Here is a 1,555-nt window from a genome sequence, read left to right on the forward strand (position 1 = left end):
GCCCAAGAGTGTGTGGGAAGGTGCTACGCGGCCCAACGCCTTGTTCCTGTCCATGGCTGTGCAACTCAACAGCGAAACACTGCGACCGGTGTTCGATTGGTTTGCCAATCACCTCGTGGTGATCAACGAACAAACGCCGCTGTCACCACAGTTCTCCCTGCACATGCTCAAGCAAGATGCCCAGCGCAAAGCCATTTGCGACTTCCTGCGTGCCGCCGATATCAGCATTACCGATATTGAAGTCACCACCCGCCAGGCCTTGGTACACAGCATCAGCTTCGACCTTGCCAGTGGAAAGCGCGAAGAAGTGTCTGCCGAACAGCCCGTGGACGACGTGAAATTTCACCACGTAACCGAGCACGGAAATGCCGTGTTCGACCTCCAAGACGAATCCAGCGGCACGCGTAATTTACTATTTCTCGCCGGCCCCATTCTCGACATCCTTAACCGGGGCCTAACCCTGGTGGTGGATGAATTGGATACCAGCCTGCACACCCTGCTGATCCGTGAACTGGTGCGGCTCTTTCACCGGCCCGAGGTGAACAGCGGCAATGCCCAACTGATCTTCACTACCCACGACACCTCGCTGCTTGATGCGCCCGATCTACTGCGTCGCGACCAAGTGTGGTTTGTGGAAAAAGACGCTGGGCAAGCCTCAACCCTGGTCGCACTGGCCGAATTCAGCCCGCGCAAAAACGAAGCGTTGGAACGTGGCTACCTGTTGGGGCGTTACGGTGGTGTGCCACTGCTCGACCCATCCCTAGGCCTGGCGCACTGATGGGGCGGGACAACTCCGCCAAGGAACGGCAGAGAAAACAGCTTCAACGTAAGCACAGCCGGCGCGCCAGCTACGACCGCTTGTTGATCGTCTGCGAAGGCAGCAAAACCGAGCCCAACTACTTCAAAGAAATCCGTGCGGCCCACCGCCTGCAAACGGCCAACGTCGAAGTGCAGCCCGGCATCTTGGGTACCGAGCCGGTACAAGTGGTGCAGTACGCCCACGCGCTCTTCGAAAACGGCGACCGCCATAAACAGATTCAACCGCGTGCGTTTGAACAGGTATACGCCGTGTTTGATCGCGACGAACACCACAGCTACTTCAATGCACTGCGGCTAGCCGAGTCGTTGGATGGCAAGTTGCGCAACGACAACAGGCAAGCCGTGAGCTTTAAAGCCATCGCCTCAGTGCCCTGCTTCGAGTTGTGGTTATTGCTGCATTTCGAAGACGTTCAGGCGCCCATCCATCGCGACGAAGTGTTGCGGCGGCTAAAGCAACATATTGCCGGCTACGAAAAAGGGCAGGGTGGCGCCTTTGCAGCAACGCGTGCTCGCCTCGACATTGCCCAGCAGCGGGCGCAGTCGCTGGCAACTCGATTTACCGCCTACACCGAGCCTGAACCGTATACGGCAATCACGGTGCTGATGACAGCGCTGACGGCGTTGCGTGCCTAAGCACTGGGAAGGGGCGCTGCTTAGTCTAACTGCGGGCGGGTCTGCCCAATTTCCGGCGCAACCTCGCCACTGGCTAACCACAGCGCGTGTTGCGGATAGATTG

At 58.3% G+C, this 1,555-nt stretch carries 2 protein-coding genes; both read left to right on the forward strand.

From position 1 onward, the window contains the following. A partial coding sequence (locus tag AAAB16_RS15515) for an AAA family ATPase (protein ID WP_340664130.1) occupies positions 1-778 on the forward strand: 778 nt, incomplete at its 5' end. Beyond that, entirely contained in the window at positions 778-1,452 is a 675-nt protein-coding gene (locus AAAB16_RS15520; protein WP_340664131.1) for an RloB family protein, read from the forward strand. The genes AAAB16_RS15515 and AAAB16_RS15520, both read left to right, overlap by 1 nt. The last annotated feature ends 103 nt before the right edge of the window (positions 1,453-1,555 follow it).

Origin of the sequence: Pseudomonas sp., from assembly GCF_037994325.1 — a bacterium.
Classification (GTDB): Bacteria; Pseudomonadota; Gammaproteobacteria; order Pseudomonadales; family Pseudomonadaceae; genus Aquipseudomonas.